Raw genomic sequence first — 20,356 nt, 5'->3', positions numbered from 1 at the left:
GTTCCGACGATAGGCACCATGTTCGCTTCCATCCCGAATCCGATCCCCGCGCGCATGAAGGGCGTCAACCGCGCCGAAGTCTGCGACGTCAATTTCAGCGAGTTCGTCAACGCCTGGGATGGCACCAAGGACGCACGTCCTTCGCCGGACGAACCGATCCTCGATGGCAGCGCGCTGGATGCCCGAGGGTTTCGCGAACTGTTCGAATCGCAATTGATCTCGCGCCATCTTGACCTGATGGCGCGCGTGTTGCGCGTGCAGAACAAGGTCTTCTACACCATCGGATCCAGCGGCCACGAAGGCAACGCGATGGTCGCGCGGGCGACGCGCCACACCGATCCCGCATTCCTGCATTACCGCAGCGGCGGTTTCATGGCCGAACGCTTCCGCAAGCTGCCGGGGATGGATCCGATCATGGATTCGGCGCTGTCGTTCGCCGCGAGCGCGGAAGATCCCGCATCCGGCGGCCGCCACAAGGTCTGGGGCAGCAAGCCGTTGTGGGTATTGCCGCAGACCTCGACCATCGCCTCGCACCTGCCGAAGGCGCTGGGCACCGCGGTGGCGATCGAAGCCGCGCGCCGCATCGGCCACCCGCTGCCGATTCCCGATGATTCGATCGCGATCTGTTCCTTCGGTGACGCTTCCGCGAATCACGCTACCGCGCAGACCGCGTTCAATGCGGCGTCGTGGACGGCCTACCAGAAGCTGCCGGCACCGGTCTTGTTCGTGTGCGAGGACAACGGCATCGGCATTTCGGTGAAAACGCCGGGCGGCTGGATCGGCGAGAGTTTCCGCAATCGCCCCGATCTCGATTACTTCACCGCCGACGGCCTCGATCTCGCCAACGGTTACGGCGACGTGTTGCGCGCCGTCGAGCATTGCCGAACCACGCGTCGTCCGACCTTCCTGCACCTGCGCACGACCCGCATCATGGGCCACGCCGGCACCGACTTCGAAGTCGAGTGGCGCAGCGTTGACGAGCTGGTGAAGGTCGAGGCCAGCGATCCGCTGTTGCGCAGCGCTTCGATCGCGCTGGAATCGGGCCTGATGTCGAAACAGGAGATCCTCGATCTCTACGAATCGACCCGCAGGAAGTGTTTCGCGGCCGCCGAGGACGCCGATCGTCGTCCGCGCATCGAAACGCTGGAACACGTGATGCAGCCGCTGGCGCCGTACACGCCGGACAAGGTCGCCGCCGAGGCGCAGCGCCCGCCGTTGCCGGACGCGCGCATCAAGGCCTTCGGCAGCGAGGAGAAGCTGCCGGAGAAGTTGCCGCCGCGCCATCTCGCCATCCAGATCAACAACGCGTTGCACGACCTCTTCGCCAAGTATCCCGACACGCTGCTGTTCGGCGAGGACGTGGCGCAGAAGGGCGGCGTCTATACCGTCACCAAGGGCCTGCACAAGGCCTTCGGCAATCGTCGCGTGTTCAACACCTTGCTCGACGAGACGATGATCCTCGGCATGGCCCAGGGCTTCGCCAACATGGGCATGCTGCCGATCCCCGAAATCCAGTACCTGGCCTATCTGCACAACGCGATCGACCAGATTCGCGGTGAAGCGGCGTCGTTGCAGTTTTTCAGCAACGACCAGTACCGCAATCCGATGGTGGTGCGCATCGCCGGCCTTGGCTACCAACGCGGTTTCGGCGGACATTTCCACAACGACAACTCGATCGCGCCGTTGCGCGATATCCCCGGCCTCGTAGTCGGTTGCCCGTCGCGTGGCGACGACGCGGCGATGATGCTGCGCACGCTGGCGGCGCTGGCCAAGGTCGATGGCCGCGTCACCGTCTTCCTCGAACCGATCGCGCTGTACATGACCAAGGATCTGTACGAGCCGGGTGATGGCCAATGGCTGACCCAATATCCGACGCCCGATCAAGCGCTGGTGGTCGGCGAGGAGCGCGTGTACGAACCCGAGGCGAAGGATTGCGTGATCTTCACCTACGGCAATGGCGTGCCGATGAGCCTGCGTGCCGCCCGCGAGATCGAGAATAAGCATGGCTGGAAGGTGCGCACGGTCGACCTGCGTTGGCTGGTGCCGCTCAACCACGCCGCGATCGCGAAGCACGCCGGTGAATGCGAACGCATCCTGGTCGTCGACGAAGGTCGCTTCAGTGCCGGCATCGGCGAAGGCGTGATCACCGCGATCACCGAGGCCGGTTTCGGCGGCAAGCCGTTGAAGCGCGTGGTCGGTGCCGACACCTACACGCCGCTGGCAGGCGCGGCATTCCTGGTGATTCCCAAGGACGAGGACATCGTCGCGGCGGCGGATGCGTTGAAGTGAACCTGGCTGCCAAGCCGCTGCGATTCGCCTCGGTCGATGCCCTGCGCGGATTGACGGTGGCGGCGATGCTGCTGGTCAACGATCCCGGGACCTGGGATCACGTCTATGCGCCGTTGGAACACGCGGAATGGAACGGTTGCACGCTGACCGACCTGGTGTTCCCGTTCTTCCTGTTCGTGATGGGTGTGTCCGTGGCCCTGGCGATCCTGCCACGACTGGAGCAGGGGGCTGCGCCGAATGTGTTGCGCAACGCGGCGCTGTGGCGCGCCGTGCGCATCATCGCATTGGGGCTGGCGATCAATGCATTGGCGGCATGGTGGCTGCCGGGGCGCGAGATGCGCTGGCCGGGCGTGCTGCAACGGATCGGCCTGTGTTTCGCGGTGGTGTCGCTGTTCGCCATCTACACGCCCAGGCGCGCGTGGTGGATCGCGATCGTTGCATTGCTCGGCGGCTATGCGCTGTTGCTGATGTCGGGCGGCACGCTGGCGAAATGGGACAACATCGTCGATCACGTCGACGGTGCGGTCTTCGGTCGTTATGTCTGGGATCACAACACGGCGACGGGGCAAGTCCACGATCCCGAAGGGCTGCTCGCGACCTTGCCTTCCATTGCAAGCAGTCTGATCGGCTTGTGCGCAGGCGTGTGGCTGCGCGAACGCCGGATGCAAACGCTGTTCGTCGCAGGAGTCATTGCATTGGCGCTAGGCTGGCTGTGGTCGCAGTGGCTTCCGTTCAACAAGAACCTGTGGACGCCGTCCTTCGTGCTGTGGACGGCGGGCTGGGCCATGCTGGCGCTGCTCGCCTGTCACACGCTGATCGATGTACGCGGCTGGCCGCCGATCGGCCGGCGTTTCGGCGTCAACGCCATCGCTGCCTATGCGGGCTCCGAACTGATGCAGGTCTCGCTGCCCGCACTCGGTTGGCAGGATCCCATCTACAATCACGCCTTCGCCAGCTGGATTGCGCCCTGGGGTGGCGACAAGCTGGCATCGCTGGCGTTTGCCATCGTGTTCGTGGCGTTCTGGTGGGGCGTCATGTGGTGGATGGATCGCAAGCGTATCTATCTGAAAATCTGACGTAATCGGTATCGAATCCGGGGAGATCGAAATGATGAAGATGTTCGCGAAGCGCCTGCACTGGGCGGCCTTGTCGTTGTGCCTGATGGCGACGCCGTTGTTCGCGCAACAGGCGGTGGACGCTTCGTTCAAGCCGATGCTGGCGAAGCTGGGCGATCGCGAAGTGCGCGTTCCGTTGCCGTCCAACTACCAGGACCTGAGCTCGAACGAGACCTATAAGCTGGTTTTCAGCCAGCTCCTGCCGCAGGGTTTCGAGCTGGTCGGGCTCTACATGGCCGATGTCGATGCGCAGGCGAAGGGGCTACAGCATCGCTACCAATACCCGATGTACATGATCGCGACCGCGAGCGAGATCAAGAGCGTGCCGCTGGACGACAAGACCTGGACGGCAGTGCGTCCGATGATCAAGGCGGGCATGGCGAAGGCGGATCTCAATGCCGCAGGCAGCAAGCTGTTGAGCGATGGTTCCAAGCGGTTGGGCGATACGCTCGGCACGCCGGTGGAAGCCAGCGCGCGGGTCGATGGCAAGCCGGAATTGTGGGAAGCCGCAGACGGCAGCTTGCGGATGGTCGTCGTCGTGCCGCAGACGGTGAAGATGATGGGCCAGGAAGTCAGCTCACGTGAACAGAGCGGTGTTGTCATGATGCCGGTCAACCAGCGACTGCTGATGATGTACGTCAATCGCAGTGAGCAACCCGGCGAGAAAAGCGATCTTGGGCTGTTGAAGCAATTGCTGGCGGATCTCGCTGCACGATTGCATGCAGCGAATCCCTGAGCGCGCGATTCAGCGAGCGAGGCCGTCGAGTAGCGGCAGTGTCTTTGCTGCTTGACCAGCAACCGTGGCAGGCGTCGCATCCAGTGACGCCACCGCCAGCGCGAGATTTGCGGCGGTGGAGATGACGGTTCCAACATCGCGGCTCCCATCCGAAACGTTCGCGCCATCGGCAATCGGCTGTGCGCTTTCCAGCAACACCAGTCCGCGCTTGGCCTGCCCAAGGAAATGCGTGCGCGCGACGATTTCCTGGCCGGGATAGCAGCCCTTCTTGACGCTGTAGGCGTGCAGGCGGTCGAGCGACAGTTGTTGCGGCGTCCACTTCGGTTCGGCATCGGCGGCAAGCCGCGGCAGTCCGTGGCGCAGGTCGCTGGCGCGCCAGCGGGATTGCGATTCGGCATCGTCCGCGAACGATGTCGTGGCGATCAACCACGCGCGTTGCCCGTCGCTGGTGGTGAGGTCGAGCGAAGCGGCATCTTCACCCATGGTTGCTTGGGCAGCGATCGCGAAACGGCCGCCGACATGCAGGTCGTCGCGCAGGCGCAGTTTGACCTTGGCGCGGAAGACGTAGCGCTGCAATTGTTGCGCCAGTGTCGCGGCGGGGAAATCGGGCAGCAGGCACCACAGCGTCTGGGCATCGCGCCGGAGCAGGGCGAACAGCGCGATCACCCGGCCCTGCGGGGTCAGCCAGCCGTTCCACTGCCACTGGCCGTTGGCGAGCAGGGCGACGTCGTTCATGCATTGCGCCTGCATGAAAACGACCGCATCGGGACCGGAGATTTCCAGCACGGACTGGCCGGGCAGGGCGAAGGCGAGGGAGTTCGGGTTGTCGGGCATGGCCGCCGGAACGTATCATTAACAGGTGATGGACGATGACATCATCGGCGAAGACGCCCTTCCGCCCAAGCCCGACGCGCCCGAGGCGGCGCCCGAGACGCACCAGCCGGTCCGCGAGATCGATGGTCGCCCGGGCCTCGAACCGACGCGTTACGGGGACTGGGAGAAGGACGGGCGCTGCATCGATTTCTGACTCCCGGGCATCGAACCAATCTGAGGAAAACGCCGATGGCGAATCCGCAACGCCCCTTGTCGCCCCATCTGCAGGTGTATCGCTGGCAGGTGCAGATGGTGACCTCCATCATCCACCGCGCCACCGGCATCGTGCTGGCGTTCGGCGCGCTGGTCATCGCCTGGGGCCTGCTGGCGCTGGCCGGCGGTCGTGACAGCTGGACCGCATTCGCGCATTGCCTCGGCTCGCCGCTGGGCATGGTCGCGCTGTTCGGCTGGGCCTGGGCGTTTTCCTACCACCTGATCAACGGCATCCGCCATCTGGTGCAGGACGCCGGTTACGACTACGCGATCCCGCAATTCGTGCGCAACAGCTGGATCAGCATCATCGGCAGCCTGGTGATGGTTGCGCTGATCTTCGGTTGCCTGTTCATGAAGGGAGGTGCGGCGTGAGCGAGTTCCGCAATCCCCTGAAGACCGCGCGCGGCCTGGGTTCGGCGAAGGACGGCGTTACGCATTTCGTCAACCAGCGCCTGACCGCGATCGCGCTGGTGTTCACCGGCCTGTATTTCCTCCTCCTGGTGGTGTGCAACGCCTCCGCCGGTTACGAAGCGGTGCATGCGATGGTGGCGCGCCCGTTCAACGCGGTGGTGCTCGTCGCCTTTCTCGTCGCCATGTGCTGGCACGCCGCGCTCGGCATCCAGGTGGTGATCGAGGATTACGTCCATTCCGCGTGGGGCATCGTGCTCCAGGTGATCAACCGCTTCGTCTTCGCGATCGCCGCGATCGCCGGAGTGTTCGCGGTGGTCCGCATCGCGCTTGGGAACTGAACAGATGGCCGCTTACAAGATCCACGAACACAAATTCGACATGGTGGTGGTCGGTGCCGGCGGCGCCGGTCTGCGCGCCACCTTCGGTCTCGCCCAGCAGGGCCTGAAGACCGCCTGCATCACCAAGGTCTTCCCGACGCGTTCGCACACGGTCGCGGCGCAGGGCGGCGTGGCCGCGGCGCTCGCGAACATGGGCGAGGACGACTGGCGCTACCACTTCTTCGACACGGTGAAGGGCAGCGACTGGTTGGGTGACCAGGACGCCATCGAATACATGTGCAAGGAAGCGATTCCGGCCATCATCGAACTCGAGCATTACGGCGTGCCGTTCTCGCGCACCGAGGAAGGCAAGATCTACCAGCGTCCGTTCGGCGGCATGACCACGCGCTTCGGCGAAGGTCCGCCGGCGCAGCGCACTTGCGCCGCGGCCGACCGCACCGGCCACGCCATCCTGCACACGCTGTACCAGCAGTCGCTGGCGCACGACGCCGAATTCTTCATCGAATTCTTCGCCATCGACCTGATCATGGATGCCGACGGCGCCTGCCGCGGCGTGCTGGCGCTGGAACTGGCGACCGGCGAACTCCATCTGTTCCGTTCGCACGGCGTGGTGCTGGCGACCGGCGGCTACGGTCGCGCCTACTTCTCCGCGACTTCGGCGCATACCTGCACCGGCGACGGTGGCGGCATGGCGCTGCGCGCCGGACTGGCGATGCAGGACATGGAATTCGTGCAGTTCCATCCGACCGGCGTCTACGGCGCGGGCGTGCTGATCACCGAAGGCGTGCGTGGCGAAGGCGGCATCCTCCGCAACAGCAATGGCGAACGCTTCATGGAGCGCTACGCGCCGAGCGTGAAGGACCTCGCGCCGCGCGACATGGTCTCGCGTTCGATGACGATGGAAATCCGCGAAGGCCGCGGCGTCGGCGAGCACAAGGACCACATCCTGCTCGACCTGACCCACCTCGGCCCGGAAGTGATCCACGAGAAGCTGCCGGGCATTGCCGAGAGCGCGCGCATCTTCGCCGGCGTCGACGTCACCAAGCAGCCGATCCCGGTGCTGCCGACCGTCCACTACAACATGGGCGGCATCCCGACCAATTACCACGGCGAAGTGGTGCAGCTGCGCAACGGCGATCCCGATGCGGTGGTGCCCGGCTTGTTCGCCATCGGCGAAGCGGCCTGTGTCTCGGTGCACGGCGCCAACCGCCTCGGTTCGAACTCGCTGCTCGACTTGGTGGTATTCGGCCGCGCGGTCGCCCATCGCGCCGCCGCGCTGATCAAGCCGAATTCGACGCACGGCAAGCTGGCCGACGACGCCATCGATCCGGCGCTGTCGCACCTCGACAAGATCCGCAACGCCAACGGTTCGACCTCGACCGCGGTGATCCGCGATCGCATGCAGCGCACCATGCAGGCCGACGCCGCGGTGTTCCGCACCGGCGAAACGCTGGCCGAAGGCGTCAAGAAGATCCGCGAGATCCACGCATCGTTCGCCGACGTCAAGGTCAGCGACAAGTCGCTGGTGTGGAATTCCGACCTGATCGAGACGCTGGAGCTGGAGAACCTGCTCGACCAGGCGCTGGTGACGATCGTTTCGGCCGAGAACCGCACGGAATCGCGTGGCGCCCACGCCCGCGAGGATTTCCCGAAGCGCGACGACGCCAACTGGATGAAGCACACGCTGACGTCGGTCGATCGTTCCGGCAACACCACGATCGAGTACCGACCGGTGCACATGCACACGCTGACCGACGACGTCGCCGTGATTCCGCCGAAAGAACGCAAGTACTGAGGGAGCGCAGACATGGCTGAATTCACTCTCCCGAAGAACTCGGTGGTCGGCAAGGGCAAGAACTTCCCGGCGCCGGCCGGCGCCAAGCGCGTCCGCACCTTCAAGGTCTATCGCTGGAACCCGGACGACGGCGCCAATCCGCGCACCGACACCTACGAGATCGATCTCGACAAGTGCGGGCCGATGGTCCTGGACGCGTTGATCAAGATCAAGAACGAGATCGACCCGACGCTGACCTTCCGCCGCTCCTGCCGCGAAGGCATCTGCGGTTCCTGCGCGATGAACATCGACGGCACCAACACGCTGGCGTGCACGCGCGCCATCGATGACTGCCGCGGCAAGGAAGTGCCGATCTATCCGTTGCCGCACATGGAAGTGGTCAAGGACCTGGTGCCGGACCTGACGCACTTCTACGCGCAGTACGCCTCGATCAAACCGTGGCTGCGTACGCAGAGCCCGGCGCCGTCGCGCGAGCGCCTGCAGTCGAAGGACGATCGCAAGAAGCTCGACGGCCTCTACGAGTGCATCCTCTGCGCCTGCTGCTCGACCTCGTGCCCGAGCTACTGGTGGAACGGCGAGCGCTATCTCGGTCCGGCGATCCTGCTGCAGGCCTATCGCTGGATCATCGATTCGCGCGACGAGGACACCGGTGCGCGCCTGGACGATCTCGAGGACCCGTTCAAGCTGTATCGCTGCCACACGATCATGAACTGCGCGCGCACCTGCCCGAAGGGATTGAATCCGGCCAAGGCGATCGCGGATATCAAGAAGCTGATGCTGGCGCGCCGGGTCTGACGATTCGACGCGGCTGGAATCCTTGATCGAAGCCATCGATGGACCAGGCCCAGGACACCGGCAACGACGCTGATCCCTATCTGCCGCCGGCGGAACCGCTGGCGCCAGAACTGCTGGCGGGCATGTCGCCGTTGAAGCGTTTTGCGCTGATGGTCGGCGTCGGCGTGCTGTATGGCTTGGCGATGCGCCTGATCTTCGGCGGAATTCCCGGCGTTCCAGCGATCTTCGATCGCAACGGCCCGATGTTGCTGTCCTTCGTGGTGCTGGTGCCGGTCATCCTCGGCATGATCACGGTCTATGGGCTGGTGCCGGAACGTCGTACCGTCTTGCGCGCGATGTTCGCGCCGTGGCTGACCGTGATCGGTTTCGCCATCGGTACGGCGATCACGCTGCTCGAAGGCAGCATCTGCATCGCCATCATGTTGCCGGCCTTCCTCGTCGAATCCTCGATCGGCGGTGTACTGATGCTGGTGTTGCTGCGCTATGGGGCGCGGCCTTCGCGTTCCACCACGGCATCGGTATTGTTGTTGCCGCTGTTGCTGGGCGGGATGGAGGCGCGATTCCATGCCGACGACAGTCATCGCCATCTGCATCGCAGCCGCGTGATCCATGCCTCGCCCGAACAGGTATGGGAAGTGCTGAACGACGTGCAGGGCATACGCCCGGATGAACTCGGACGCGGGCTCGCCTGGAATATCGGCATGCCGTATCCGCTTTCGGGGCGCACCGAAACGACGGCGCAGGGCAGCAGGGTGCGCCGTTCGCGCTGGCAGCACGGCATTCATTTCGACGAGCCGATCAGCGAGTGGCAGCCGCCGCAACGATTGGCATGGACATACCGTTTCCAGCTCGACTCGATTCCGGTGAACGCGCTGGACGACCATGTCGCCTTGGGCGGGCGCTATGCTGGCCTGGACGACACGCGCTTCACGCTGACGCCGGTTCCCGGTGGCACGCAGGTCGATCTCGATGTTGGCTATCGCGTCAGCACGAATTTCAATGTCTATTCGGCGTGGTGGATGGATCGTCTACTGGGCGATGGCGCCGAGCGCATCCTCGCGATGTACGCGCGACGGGCAGAGGCTGCTTCTTCTATTTGACGCGCTGCTTGTCGAGCTTCCGCGCCAGCGTGCGCCGGTGCATGCCGAGACGACGCGCGGTTTCCGAGATGTTGAAGCCGGTTTCGGCCAGGGTCTCGTGGATGCGTTCCCATTCCAGCGTCTTGATCGAGGTCTTGCGCTGGGTGAGTTCGACGTCGGTATCGCCTCCCTCACGCTGGAAGGCGGCTTCGATGTCGTCGCTGTTCGACGGCTTGGCGAGGTAGTGGAGCGCCCCGAGCTTGATCGCCTCGACCGCAGTGGCGATGCTGGCATAGCCGGTCAGCACGACGATGCGCAGGTCCGGGTCGTGTTCGTGCAACAGCTTGACGCAGGCGAGTCCGGATTCGCCACCGGCCAGCTTGAGATCGACGACCGCATGCGTCGGCGTGAATTCGCACAGCAGCGCCTGCAACACCTCGAATCCGTCGAGATGGCGCACCGCATACCCGCGGCGTTCGAACGAACGCGCCAGCGTGCGCGCGAAGGCGGCATCGTCTTCGACGATCAGCAGCCGGCGTTCGGATTCATTCGCCATCGCCGTCGCCCTCGCTTTCGTCCTCGAGCATCAATGCCGACAGCGGCAGCCTCACGGTGACGACGGCGCCATGCGTCGAGTTGCGCGCGGTGAGCGTGCCGCCAAGGCTGCGCGCGACATTCACCGACAGGAACAGACCGAGTCCGTGACCGGGTTCGTTCTTGCTGGACTGGTAGGGTTTGCCGAGCTGGGCGAGCATCGTCGGCGTGAAGCCAGGACCATCGTCGGCGACATCGATGACGACATCGCCATTCGCCAGCGCGACCGTCATGGCGACGTGCTGCGGCGAGGCTTCCAGTGCGTTGTCCAGCACGTTGGCGATCATCTGCATCAGCCCCGGATCGGAGACGATGAGCGGATTGTCCGCGCATTGGTTGCGGTAGTCGAATCGTTGCGTCGGGCGCGTGGTGCGCCATTCATCGGCGAGATCGTCGAAGAAATCGCGCAGGCGCAGCTGTTCCGGCGCTTCGCCGCGCGGGTCGCCGGCCGATTGCAGGATGCCGCTGACGATCGCCTTGCAGCGCAGGACCTGCGCCTGCATCTCCACCACGTCCTGCAGCAGTTCGGGATCGGAGGCGAAGCTCGGAAGATGCTTCCAGTCGCCGAGGATCACCGACAGCGTCGACAGCGGCGTGCCGAGTTCGTGGGCGGCGCCGGATGCGAGCAGGCCCATGCGCACGATGTGTTCTTCCTCGGCCGCGCGCTGGCGCATCGCCGCGAGGCGGGCGTCGCGTTCGCGCAGGATGCGGCCGATGCGGGTGATGAAGACCACCAGCAATGTCGCGACCAGTGCGAAGCAGATCAGCAGCCCCTGCACATACAGCGAGGCAAGGCCCTGCGACAGGTCCGCGGGCAGCGTGACCGGCCCCGGGTAGAGGGCGAGCCAGACCATGCACAGCGTGGTGGCCGCGGCGATGATCCAGCTGGCGACGGTGCGCAGCAGGATCGCGCCGAGCACGACATGCAGCAGGAACAGGAACACGAACGGGTTGGTGAGTCCGCCGCTGAAATGCAGCTGTGCGGTCAGTGTCGCCACGTCGACCAGCAGGGCGAGAAGCAGCGCCTGGTTGGTGACGCGCCTGCGATGCTTTGCCACGATCTGGCTGGCGATGTTGTAGGCCGCCAGCATCGCCAGCACCAGCAGCATCGGCTGCAGGGGCAGGGCGATGGCAAGGATGAAATGCGCGTAGGCGATCGCCAGGACCTGGCCGACCACTGCGATCCAGCGCAGCTGGATCAGCTGCTGCAGGTTGCGCATGCCGGTGCTTTCGCGTGATGGCGAAAGATCAGGCGTGGTGACGAGGGCGACCGGCATCGCGGGAAGTGTAAACGCGCCAGGCGGCGAACAAGCTCAATGCGGCGAGCGCGAACCAGGTCAGGGCGTATTGCAGGTGCTGGTCGCGGAAACGCACCACGGTCATGCCGCCAGCGGGCCATTCGGGCGCATTGGCGTCGCGTTCGGCGTCGACGAACCATGGCGCGACGTCGCCGAGGCTGCGTGCCTGGGCAATCGCCGCGACATCGCGCGAATACCAGCGATCATGCGCCGGGTCGTTGCGACGCAGGAAGGCGCCATTGGGTTCGCTCATCCGCAGCAGCCCGATCACGCGGACGTGACCGGCAGGCGGGGCGACATCTCCCTTCCAGTCGCTCGGCACGAAGCCGCGATTGACGAGGACGGCGTCGCCGCCGTCATCGCGCAGGGGCGTGAGCAGCCACCCGCCGGGACCGCGCTCGGTGACGGCCTGGACGCGGGTGTCGGCGTTTCGGAGATATTCGCCCGTGACCACCACGTGGCGATATTCATCGCGCGCCGCGGACGCCTGCGGCCAATCCTTGCGCGCGGGCAGTGCGACAGGCTCGGCGTGGATGCGGGCATCCACGCGTGCGATCAGTGCGTGCTTCCAGTGCAGGCGCTGGACCTGCCAGACGCCGAGTGCGGTGAATCCGCAGAACGCCAGGGCCAATGCGACGAGGAAAACGGTTCTTCGCATTGGAGGCAGATCGTTACGGCATGTTCCGCATGTCGTGTGCGGACATGGTGGGCATCATGTTGGTGTTCATGTGGTGCATCACCCACATCGAACCGGCGAGCGTGATCACCACCAATACCAGGGTGAAGATCAGCGCCAGCATGTTCCAGCCGCCTTCCGACTTGGTGTTCATGTGCAGGAAATAGACCATGTGCACCAGGATCTGCACCGCCGCGAACGCCAGGATCACCGCAGCCGCCGTGCCGGGATTGGCGATGACCTTGCCCATGATCAGCCAGAACGGAATCGCGGTCAGGATCACCGAGAGGATGAAGCCGGTGACGTAGCCGCGCACCGTGGCGTGGGCGTGGCCGCCTTCTTCATGGTGCGCATGTTCGATGTGGTGGTGGGTATCGCTCATGACAGCACGCCCATCAGGTAGACGAAGGTGAAGACGCCGATCCAGACGACGTCGAGGAAGTGCCAGAACATCGACAGGCAGAACAGGCGACGCTGGTTGGTGGCGGTGAGGCCCTTCTTCGCCACCTGCGTCATCAGCGTCACCAGCCAGATGATGCCGAAGGTGACGTGCAGACCATGGGTGCCGACCAGCGCGAAGAACGACGACAGGAAGCCGCTGCGCTGCGGGCCGTAGCCCTCATGGATGAGGTGGCTGAACTCGTAGAGCTCGATGCCGAGGAAGCCGGCGCCAAACAGGCCGGTGATCGCCAACCAGGCCAGCACCGCGCCTTGCTTGCGGTTCTGCATCGAGATCATCGCGAAGCCGTACGTGATTGACGACAGCAGCAGCAAGGCGGTGTTGACCGCGACCAGCGGCAATTCGAACAGTTCGCCGCCGGTCGGGCCGCCGGCGTAGTTGCGGCCGAGCACGCCATAGGTCGCGAACAGGCAGGCGAAGATCAGGCAGTCGCTCATCAGGTAGAGCCAGAACCCGAGCAGGGTGCCGTTCTCCGGATGGTGGCGGGCCTCGGTATCGAGGAAGACCGGGCTGCCGTCGGCGTTGGTGGTGGCGATGGCGTCAGACATGGGCGTTCAAGAGCTCCGTGCGCGCGGTTTCGGTGCGGACCACTTCATCGGCGGGGATGTGGTAGTCGCGGTCGTAGTTGAAGGTGTGGACGATCGCGGCCACCAGCAGCGCGGCGAACGACACGATCGCCAGCCACCAGATGTGCCAGATCATCGCGAAGCCGATCACCGTGCTCAACGCGGCCAGGATGATGCCGGCGGCGGTGTTCTTCGGCATGTGGATGGACTTGAAGCCGGAGGCCGGGCGCTGGAAGCCGCGCTGCTTCATGTCCCACCAGGCGTCGTTGTCGTGCACGACCGGGGTGAAGGCGAAGTTGTAGTCCGGCGGCGGCGACGAGGTCGACCACTCCAGCGAACGCGCGTCCCAGGGATCGCCGGTGGTGTCGCGCAGGGCGTCGCGGCGACGGAAGCTGACGAAGATGTCGATCAGGAAGCAGGCGATGCCGATCGCGATCAGCACGGCGCCGAACGCGGCGATCACGAACCAGATCTGCAGCGAGGGATCGTCGAAGTGGCTGAGGCGACGGGTCACGCCCATCAGGCCGAGCACGTAGAGCGGGGTGAAGGCGAACCAGTAACCGGCGAACCAGAACCAGAACGACAACTTGCCCCAGAACGGATCGAGCTTGAAGCCGAAGGCTTTCGGGAACCAGAAGGTCATGCCCGCGAACAGGCCGAACACCACGCCACCGATGATCACGTTGTGGAAGTGCGCGATCAGGAACAGGCTGTTGTGCAGCACGAAGTCCGCCGGCGGAACGGCGAGCAGCACGCCGGTCATGCCGCCGACCACGAAGGTGATCATGAAGCCGAGCGTCCACAGCATCGGCACTTCCAGGCGGATGCGGCCGCGATACATGGTGAACAGCCAGTTGAAGATCTTCGCGCCCGTCGGGATCGAGATGATCATCGTGGTGATGCCGAAGAACGAGTTGACGCTGGCGCCCGAGCCCATGGTGAAGAAGTGGTGCAGCCACACCAGGTACGACAGGATGGTGATGCAGACGGTCGCATAGACCATCGAGCTGTAGCCGAACAGGCGCTTGCCGCAGAACGTCGCCACCACTTCGGAATAGATGCCGAAGCAGGGCAGGATCAGGATGTAGACCTCCGGGTGGCCCCAGATCCAGATCAGGTTCACGTACATCATGGCGTTGCCGCCAAGGTCGTTGGTGAAGAAGTGCGTGCCCATGTAGCGGTCGAGCGTCAGCATCGCCATCACCGCGGTCAGCACCGGGAACGACACCACGATCAGCACGTTGGTGCACAGCGCGGTCCAGGTGAACACCGGCATCTGCATCATGCCCATGCCCGGCGCGCGCATCTTGACGATGGTCGCGATCAGGTTGATGCCCGACAGCGTCGTCCCGACGCCGGCGACCTGCAATCCCCAGATGTAGTAATCGACCCCGACATCCGGGCTGAACTCCAGTCCCGACAGCGGCGGATAGGCCAGCCAGCCAGTGCGGGCGAATTCGCCGACGAACAGCGACAGCATCACCAATGCCGCACCGCCGACCGTCATCCAGAAACTGAAATTGTTGAGGAAGGGGAAGGCGACGTCGCGCGTGCCGATCTGCAGCGGCACCAGGTAGTTCATCAAACCCGTCACCAACGGCATGGCGACGAAGAAGATCATGATCACGCCGTGCGCGGTGAAGATCTGGTCGTAGTGATGCGGTGGCAGGAAGCCGGCGTTGTCGCCGAAGGACATCGCCTGCTGCAAACGCATCATCAACGCATCGGCGAAGCCACGCAGCAACATCACCAGGCCCAGCACCATATACATGATGCCGATCTTCTTGTGGTCGATGCTGGTGAACCAGTCGCGCCACAGGGTGCCCCACAGCTTGTACTTGGTGATCACCGCGAGCACCGCGAGGCCGGCGATCGCGCTGCCGGCGAAGGTCGCGACCAGGATCGGCTCGTGATAGGGGATCGCGTCCAGGCTCAGGCGGCCGAGCAGGGCCGATGTTTCCGGGGACGAAGTTTCGGGGGCGTGTTGCAACATGGCTGGATTCCGGTTCAGTGCGCGTGCGCGCTGGCGGGTTGCATGGGCATCGGCATGGATTCATGCGATGTCGACTGGGGCGATGCGTCGTGCGCCATCATTTCGCTCATGCACATCTGGCCGGGTGCGACGCAACGGTTGAGGATGGCGTCGTAGAGATCGCCGTCGACCTTGCCGTAATGGCGCACCGGCTCGCGTTCGCTGGGCTTGGCCAGCTGCTGGTATTCGTTGCGGTCGAGCGCGTTGCCGGCCTGCTTCGCGTCCGCGACCCACTTGTCGAACGCGGCGGCATCGGTGGCGTGGAAGGTGAAGCGCATGTGCGAGAAGCCGGCGCCGCTGTAGTTCGACGAGAAGCCTTCGTACTGGCCGGGCTTGTCGATCACCGCATGCAACTTGGTTTCCATGCCGGGCATGGTGTAGATCATTCCGGCCAGCGCCGGCACGTAGAACGCGTTCATCACGTTCGACGAGGTGAGATGGAATTCGATCGGGCGGTCGACCGGCGCCGCCAGTTCATTGACGGTGGCGATGCCCTGTTCCGGGTAGATGAACAGCCACTTCCAGTCCAGCGAGACCACGTCCACCACCAGCGGCTTGGTGTCCGCCGGCACCGGCTTGCCCGCACTGAGGCGACTCAGTGGGCGATAGGGGTCGAGGGTGTGGGTGGTGATCCAGGTCACCGCGCCCAGCGCGATGATGATCAGCAGCGGCGCCGCCCAGATCAGCAGTTCCAGCTGGGTCGAATGGTCCCAGTCCGGCTTGTAGGTGGCATTGGCCTTGGCGCGATAGCGCCAGGCGAACAGCAGGGTGAGGGCGATCACCGGGACGATGATCAGCAGCATCAGCACGGTGGCGACGATGATCAGGTTGCCCTGCTGGGCAGCGACGTCACCCGGCGCATTCAGGACGATGGTCTTGGAACAGCCAGCCAGCGCCAGAAGGGCTGTGGCGGCAGCCAGGCGCCGGATCAAGGTTTTCGCTCTGCTCATTGCGGACACCCGGGGTTCGCGGTGGACATGCGCCGGACAGCGCGCGGACGGCCCCGGTTCGGGCCGCAGGGTGTACTTTATTCCTCTCGAACGGGCGGGGCGATTGGACGTTTTGTCCTATGGCCCGATGCCTTCGATGATGGGAAGCTAGTGCAGGCGGATCGCGTCCAGGCGCGCCGCATCCCCGACTTGCCAGGAATGGTTGACCGATGTCCACGAATCCTTCGTCCACCAGCACCATCCACGACCACGGCGTCCACAGCAGCCATGAAGTCGCCCCGGGCGAGATCGCCGTCGGCGTGGTGGTGGGCCGCACCTCGGAATATTTCGACTTCTTCGTCTACGGCATCGCCTCGGCGCTGGTCTTCCCGTCGGTGTTCTTCCCGTTCGCGTCCAAGCTCGATGCCACGCTGTATTCGTTCGCGGTGTTTGCGCTGGCCTTCATCGCGCGCCCGTTCGGCACCATGCTGTTCCTGTGGATCCAGCGTCGCTGGGGCCGCGGCACCAAGTTGACCGCCGCGCTGTTCCTGTTGGGCACCTGCACCGCCGGCATCGCCTTCCTGCCGGGCTACGCCACCCTCGGCATGACGTCCGTCGTGCTGCTGTCGGTGTTCCGTTTCATCCAGGGCATCGCGCTCGGCGGATCGTGGGACGGGCTGCCGTCGCTGTTGGCGCTCAACGCGCCGAAGAAGCGCCGCGGCTGGTACGCGATGCTCGGCCAGCTCGGTGCGCCGACCGGCTTCATCGTCGCCGCGGGCCTGTTCGCCTATCTCTATGCCGCGCTGCCGACCGAGGAAGTGCTCGACTGGGGCTGGCGCTATCCGTTCTTCGCCGCGTTCGCCATCAACGTGGTGGCGCTGTTCGCGCGCCTGCGCCTCGTCGTCACCGACGAATACGCGCAGAAGATGGACGAACAGGAACTCGAGCCGGTGCGCGTCGTCGAGCTGCTGAAGGCCAAGGGCCGCTACGTCGCCATCGGCGCCTTCACCGCGCTGGCCAGCTATGCGCTGTTCCACCTCGTCACCATCTTCCCGCTGTCGTGGATCCTGCTGTTCTCCAACCAGTCGATCCCGCAGTTCCTGATCGTGCAGATCATCGGCGCCTTCTTCGCCGCGGGCGGCATCGTCGCTTCCGGCTTCATTGCCGATCGCCTGTCCCGCCAGCGCACGCTGGGCGCGCTCGCCGTCGCCATCGCCGCTTACAGTGGTTTCGCGCCGACCTTGCTTGGTGCCGGCCCGGTCGGGCAGGACATCTACATCATTGCCGGCTTCACCCTGCTGGGCCTGTCCTACGGCCAGGCGGCGGGCGCGTTGAACGCCAACTTCGGCGATCGCTACCGCTACACCGGTGCGGCCTTGAGCAACGACATCGCCTGGCTGATCGGCGCCGCCTTCGCGCCGCTGGTCGCGCTCGGCTTGTGCGCGAAGTTCGGTCTCGCCTATGTCGGCGCCTACCTGTTGTCGGGTGCGCTGGCGACGCTGGCGGCGCTGGGCGTCAATCGCTGGCTGCGTCTCAAGCGCGAAGCGGCACGCGCCGGCAAGTGAGCGAAGAGGCCGAACTCAAGCGCATCCGCTGGCGCTCGCGGCGTGGCATGCGCGAGCTCGACCAAGTGTTCGACCGCTACCTCGAACACGGCTGGCCGCAGGATTCCGAAGCGCAACGAGCGGTTTTCCTACGGCTGCTGGACTGCGAGGACGATAAGCTCTGGCGCTGGATCATGGGCTACGAAGACTGCAGTGACGCCGAACTCGCCGGACTCATCGAACGCATGCGCACCCTCGGCCATTGAGCTGGGGCCGACGCGGCTCTCCCGCGCAATGCCGATCGTGCTCGGCGCGCTGGCCGCCATCGCGGTGCTGATGTCGGTCTTCCCCTGGACGATCAAGCTTCCGCTCGCCGTGGCGGCACTGGCATATGCGGCATGGCTGGAACGACGCGAACGCGGCCGTCCATCGCACGCGCTCGATTTCGACGGTGATCCGCGCCTCGATGGCATCGTCCTGCGCGATGCCCGCGTCGAGCTGCATGGCCCGTGGCTGACGCTGGTGCGCAAGGACGATCGCGGTCGCTGGCGGCGCGAAACCTGGTGGCATCGGCTGGATGTCGTGAACCGCCGCCGACTGCGGCTGGCCATCGCCGGCGAACGGCACATGCTTTCGCCGCCAATGCTGGCACCATAACGCGACTCTTCCTGCGGCCTCCCATGTTCAAACCGCTCCCCATCGCCATCGGCCTGCGCTACCTGCGCGCGAAACGCCGCAACGGCTTCATCTCCTTCATTTCGATGGCGTCGATCATCGGCATCGCGCTCGGTGTCGCCGTGCTCATCACCACGCTGTCGGTGATGGGCGGCTTCCAGCGCGAGATCCGCGACCGCCTGCTGCAGATGGCCGCGCACGCGACCGTCGTCGCCGATGGCCGCGAGATGACCGAATGGCCGCGGGCGATCAAGCTGGCGCTGGCCGATCCGCGCGTCGCCGCCGCATCGCCCTATGTCGATACCCAGGCGCTGATCGACAGCGGCAACGACAAGGCGCCGGCGATCATCCGCGGTGTATTGCCCGATCAGGAACGCAAGGTCTCGGTGATCGGCGACAAGATGGTGACCGGCAGCCTCGATTCGCTGACGCCCGGCAGCTACAACGTCCTGCTCGGCAAGGAGCTCGCCGACATCCTCGGCGTGCGCCTGGGCGACAGCGTGCTGGTCGCGACTTCCGGCATGAACATCACCGGCATGGGCGCGGCGCCACAGATGAAGCGCTTCGTGGTCAGCGGCGTGTTCGAGGCGGGGCACCAGGAATTCGACAAGGGCCTCGCGATCGTGCGCATGGGCGATCTCCAGCGCGTTCAGCGAATGGATGGCGTCACCGGCGTGCGCCTCAAGCTGCACGACATGGACAAGGCCTGGGACGTCGCCCGCGATCTCGCGTTGCGGCTTGGCGGCGGCTATCGCGTCAACGACTGGATGCACGAGAACGCCAACCTGTTTCGCGCCATCCGCATGGAGCGCACGCTGATGGCGATCCTGCTGTCGCTGATCATCGTGATGGGTGCGTTCAACCTGGTGTCGTCGCAGGTGATGCTGGTGACCGACAAGCAGGCCGACATCGCCATCCAGCGCACGTTGGGGATGACGCCGGGGCAGGTGATGCGGATCTTCATGGTGCAGGGCAGCCTGATCGGCATCATCGGCACCGTGATCGGCGTGGTTGGCGGCATCCTGCTCACGCTCAACCTCGAGCACATCCTGCGTTTGATCGAGCGCGCCTTCCACGTGAACCTGTTGCCGGACGATGTCTACTACATCACCGGCCTGCCGATCGATCTGCGCGCGAGCACCATCGCGATCATCGCGGCGGTCGCGTTGGCGATGGCCTTCCTCGCCACCCTGTATCCGGCCTGGCGGGCATCGCGCACGCCGCCGGCGGAGGCGCTGCGCTATGAGTAACGAAGTCATCCGCGCCGAAGGGCTCGGCAAGGTCTATGCCGAAGGCAAGCTGCACACGCCGGTGTTCGACGGGCTCGACCTGCGCATCGTCGAAGGCGAATCGGTGGCGATCGTCGGTGCCTCCGGCGCCGGCAAGAGCACGTTGCTGCATCTCCTCGGTGGACTCGATGTTCCGACCGCGGGCGAGGTCTATGTCAGTGGCCAGAAGATGTCGGCGCTCAAGGATGCCGACCGCGGGCGCCTGCGCAACCGTGCGCTCGGTTTCATCTATCAGTTCCATCACCTGTTGCCGGAATTCACCGCGCTCGAGAACGTGATGCTGCCGGCGATGCTGGGTGGCGCCAGTGCGGCGGACGCGGGCAAGCTGGCGACGGCATTGCTGGAACAGGTCGGCCTCGGCGGGCGGCTGGAACACAAGCCCGGCGAGCTTTCCGGCGGCGAACGCCAGCGTGCCGCGGTGGCGCGCGCGCTGGTCAACACGCCGAACTGCATCCTCGGCGACGAGCCGACGGGCAACCTCGACGACCGCACCGCGGAAACCGTGTTCGAACTGATGCTCGAGCTCAATCGCGCCAAGGGCACCAGCCTGGTGCTGGTGACGCACGATCGTCGCCTCGCGCGCCGGCTCGATCGCGTGCTCGAACTGAGCAACGGTCGATTGCACGAATTGCCTCCAGGCGACGTCTGA

The 20,356-nt window shown here is 64.9% G+C and carries 22 protein-coding genes; 14 read left to right on the top strand and 8 right to left on the bottom strand.

Annotation, left to right across the window (positions count from 1 at the left end; genetic code table 11):
• Positions 1–18 precede the first annotated feature (18 nt).
• Genes ABE093_RS02305 through ABE093_RS02295 form a run of 3 tightly spaced genes read left to right on the top strand, consistent with a single transcriptional unit; the run spans position 19 to position 4,140 of the window.
• Positions 19–2,289 (top strand): thiamine pyrophosphate-dependent enzyme, encoded by a 2,271-nt coding sequence (locus ABE093_RS02305; protein ID WP_430759239.1) that lies wholly within the window; start codon positions 19–21, stop codon positions 2,287–2,289.
• Positions 2,290–2,291: 2 nt separating this feature from the next.
• The gene (locus ABE093_RS02300; protein WP_430760059.1) at positions 2,292–3,365 is read left to right on the top strand and encodes an acyltransferase family protein; all 1,074 of its coding nucleotides are present in this window, start codon (positions 2,292–2,294) and stop codon (positions 3,363–3,365) included.
• Positions 3,366–3,396: 31 nt separating this feature from the next.
• Entirely contained in the window at positions 3,397–4,140 is a 744-nt protein-coding gene (locus ABE093_RS02295) for a hypothetical protein (RefSeq protein ID WP_430759238.1), read from the top strand.
• A 9-nt stretch (positions 4,141–4,149) separates the two neighbouring features.
• Here the strand turns inward: ABE093_RS02295 and ABE093_RS02290 are convergent, their stop codons facing one another.
• Positions 4,150–4,974 carry a YgfZ/GcvT domain-containing protein gene (locus ABE093_RS02290; RefSeq protein WP_430759237.1) on the bottom strand — a complete coding sequence of 275 codons (825 nt, stop codon included), beginning with the start codon at positions 4,972–4,974 and terminating at the stop codon, positions 4,150–4,152.
• Between the two features lie 28 nt (positions 4,975–5,002).
• Here ABE093_RS02290 and ABE093_RS02285 point away from each other — a divergent pair, with 28 nt between their 5' ends.
• Genes ABE093_RS02285 through ABE093_RS02260 form a run of 6 tightly spaced genes read left to right on the top strand, consistent with a single transcriptional unit; the run spans position 5,003 to position 9,665 of the window.
• A complete protein-coding gene (locus tag ABE093_RS02285) occupies positions 5,003–5,167 on the top strand; it encodes a DUF1674 domain-containing protein (protein ID WP_430759236.1) in 165 nt (54 codons plus the stop codon).
• 35 nt (positions 5,168–5,202) lie between these two features.
• A complete protein-coding gene (sdhC, locus tag ABE093_RS02280; RefSeq protein WP_430759235.1) occupies positions 5,203–5,598 on the top strand; it encodes a succinate dehydrogenase, cytochrome b556 subunit in 396 nt (131 codons plus the stop codon).
• Positions 5,595–5,975 carry a succinate dehydrogenase, hydrophobic membrane anchor protein gene (sdhD, locus tag ABE093_RS02275; RefSeq protein ID WP_430759234.1) on the top strand — a complete coding sequence of 127 codons (381 nt, stop codon included), beginning with the start codon at positions 5,595–5,597 and terminating at the stop codon, positions 5,973–5,975. The genes sdhC and sdhD overlap by 4 nt, the downstream gene beginning before the upstream one ends.
• A 4-nt stretch (positions 5,976–5,979) precedes the next feature.
• On the top strand, positions 5,980–7,770 hold the full coding sequence (gene sdhA / locus ABE093_RS02270; RefSeq protein WP_430759233.1) for a succinate dehydrogenase flavoprotein subunit: 1,791 nt from the start codon (positions 5,980–5,982) through the stop codon (positions 7,768–7,770).
• Between the two features lie 12 nt (positions 7,771–7,782).
• A complete protein-coding gene (locus tag ABE093_RS02265) occupies positions 7,783–8,565 on the top strand; it encodes a succinate dehydrogenase iron-sulfur subunit (protein ID WP_430759232.1) in 783 nt (260 codons plus the stop codon).
• 38 nt (positions 8,566–8,603) lie between these two features.
• A complete protein-coding gene (locus ABE093_RS02260; RefSeq protein ID WP_430759231.1) occupies positions 8,604–9,665 on the top strand; it encodes an SRPBCC family protein in 1,062 nt (353 codons plus the stop codon).
• On the opposite strand, the gene ABE093_RS02255 is transcribed toward ABE093_RS02260, so the two are convergent.
• From ABE093_RS02255 to cyoA, 7 genes are read right to left on the bottom strand one after another with little or no spacing between them, the layout of a single operon-like run.
• Positions 9,658–10,200, bottom strand: coding sequence for a response regulator transcription factor (locus ABE093_RS02255; protein WP_430759230.1), 543 nt, complete (start codon positions 10,198–10,200; stop codon positions 9,658–9,660). The two genes, ABE093_RS02260 and ABE093_RS02255, sit on opposite strands and share 8 nt — an antisense overlap.
• Positions 10,190–11,515 carry an ATP-binding protein gene (locus tag ABE093_RS02250; RefSeq protein ID WP_430759229.1) on the bottom strand — a complete coding sequence of 442 codons (1,326 nt, stop codon included), beginning with the start codon at positions 11,513–11,515 and terminating at the stop codon, positions 10,190–10,192. The genes ABE093_RS02255 and ABE093_RS02250 overlap by 11 nt, the downstream gene beginning before the upstream one ends.
• The gene (locus tag ABE093_RS02245; RefSeq protein WP_430759228.1) at positions 11,487–12,194 is read right to left on the bottom strand and encodes an SURF1 family protein; all 708 of its coding nucleotides are present in this window, start codon (positions 12,192–12,194) and stop codon (positions 11,487–11,489) included. Before ABE093_RS02245 ends, ABE093_RS02250 begins: the two co-directional genes overlap by 29 nt.
• A 13-nt stretch (positions 12,195–12,207) precedes the next feature.
• Positions 12,208–12,594 carry a cytochrome o ubiquinol oxidase subunit IV gene (gene cyoD, locus ABE093_RS02240; RefSeq protein WP_430759227.1) on the bottom strand — a complete coding sequence of 129 codons (387 nt, stop codon included), beginning with the start codon at positions 12,592–12,594 and terminating at the stop codon, positions 12,208–12,210.
• Positions 12,591–13,220 carry a cytochrome o ubiquinol oxidase subunit III gene (gene cyoC, locus ABE093_RS02235; protein WP_430759226.1) on the bottom strand — a complete coding sequence of 210 codons (630 nt, stop codon included), beginning with the start codon at positions 13,218–13,220 and terminating at the stop codon, positions 12,591–12,593. Before cyoC ends, cyoD begins: the two co-directional genes overlap by 4 nt.
• Positions 13,213–15,186 carry a cytochrome o ubiquinol oxidase subunit I gene (gene cyoB / locus ABE093_RS02230; RefSeq protein ID WP_430760058.1) on the bottom strand — a complete coding sequence of 658 codons (1,974 nt, stop codon included), beginning with the start codon at positions 15,184–15,186 and terminating at the stop codon, positions 13,213–13,215. The genes cyoC and cyoB overlap by 8 nt, the downstream gene beginning before the upstream one ends.
• Positions 15,187–15,245: 59 nt before the next feature.
• The gene (cyoA, locus tag ABE093_RS02225; protein WP_430759225.1) at positions 15,246–16,220 is read right to left on the bottom strand and encodes a ubiquinol oxidase subunit II; all 975 of its coding nucleotides are present in this window, start codon (positions 16,218–16,220) and stop codon (positions 15,246–15,248) included.
• 209 nt (positions 16,221–16,429) lie between these two features.
• On the opposite strand from cyoA, the gene ABE093_RS02220 reads away from it, so the two are divergent.
• From ABE093_RS02220 to lolD, 5 genes are read left to right on the top strand one after another with little or no spacing between them, the layout of a single operon-like run.
• Positions 16,430–17,764 carry an MFS transporter gene (locus ABE093_RS02220; RefSeq protein ID WP_430759224.1) on the top strand — a complete coding sequence of 445 codons (1,335 nt, stop codon included), beginning with the start codon at positions 16,430–16,432 and terminating at the stop codon, positions 17,762–17,764.
• The gene (locus ABE093_RS02215) at positions 17,761–18,009 is read left to right on the top strand and encodes a succinate dehydrogenase assembly factor 2 (protein WP_430759223.1); all 249 of its coding nucleotides are present in this window, start codon (positions 17,761–17,763) and stop codon (positions 18,007–18,009) included. Before ABE093_RS02220 ends, ABE093_RS02215 begins: the two co-directional genes overlap by 4 nt.
• Before the next feature lie 28 nt (positions 18,010–18,037).
• Positions 18,038–18,400, top strand: a complete 363-nt coding sequence (locus ABE093_RS02210) for a hypothetical protein (protein WP_430759222.1) — start codon at positions 18,038–18,040, stop codon at positions 18,398–18,400.
• A gap of 23 nt (positions 18,401–18,423) precedes the next feature.
• Positions 18,424–19,668 carry a lipoprotein-releasing ABC transporter permease subunit gene (locus ABE093_RS02205; RefSeq protein WP_430759221.1) on the top strand — a complete coding sequence of 415 codons (1,245 nt, stop codon included), beginning with the start codon at positions 18,424–18,426 and terminating at the stop codon, positions 19,666–19,668.
• The gene (gene lolD, locus ABE093_RS02200; RefSeq protein WP_430759220.1) at positions 19,661–20,356 is read left to right on the top strand and encodes a lipoprotein-releasing ABC transporter ATP-binding protein LolD; all 696 of its coding nucleotides are present in this window, start codon (positions 19,661–19,663) and stop codon (positions 20,354–20,356) included. The genes ABE093_RS02205 and lolD overlap by 8 nt, the downstream gene beginning before the upstream one ends.

Source organism: Solilutibacter silvestris (genome assembly GCF_050574925.1).
GTDB classification, from domain to species: Bacteria; Pseudomonadota; Gammaproteobacteria; order Xanthomonadales; family Xanthomonadaceae; genus Solilutibacter; species Solilutibacter silvestris_A.
The sequence above is the reverse complement of the archived record's forward strand: the minus strand, read 5'-3'. Positions and strand labels throughout refer to the sequence as shown.